This window comes from Idiomarina sp. ST10R2A5, assembly GCF_051842325.1.
Classification (GTDB): Bacteria; Pseudomonadota; Gammaproteobacteria; order Enterobacterales; family Alteromonadaceae; genus Idiomarina; species Idiomarina abyssalis.
Window position 1 is genome coordinate 1 of the sequence record NZ_JBNIEX010000064.1, and the last position, 249, is coordinate 249.

1 protein-coding gene is annotated in these 249 nt (G+C 43.4%); it reads right to left on the minus strand.

The features are described 5' to 3' along the window. The coding region (locus ACP7FG_RS13135) for a hypothetical protein (protein WP_439226650.1) at positions 1-225 on the minus strand (225 nt) is incomplete at its 3' end. Positions 226-249: the final 24 nt, after the last annotated feature.

Consider the following 249-nt stretch of genomic DNA (forward strand, 5'->3'; position numbering starts at 1 on the left):
GTGCAGCCTACTATTCTGAAGCCCATTCTGTGGATGAAGATAGTAGGCTGCACGAACAGTATCTAGTAATTCTTCGTCCACCCCTCCTCCAAAGCAATTGTTTAAAAATATCCAAGGATCGCCAATGTCTGGTTCAACTGATTGGATATCTTCAACCTCATATGCCCCACCAGACACAGTAGTCAAATGTTGCTGGGAGGGTTCGTACGGATAATGAGTATTCATAAAGTTTGCGAACGTAAAGAAAGG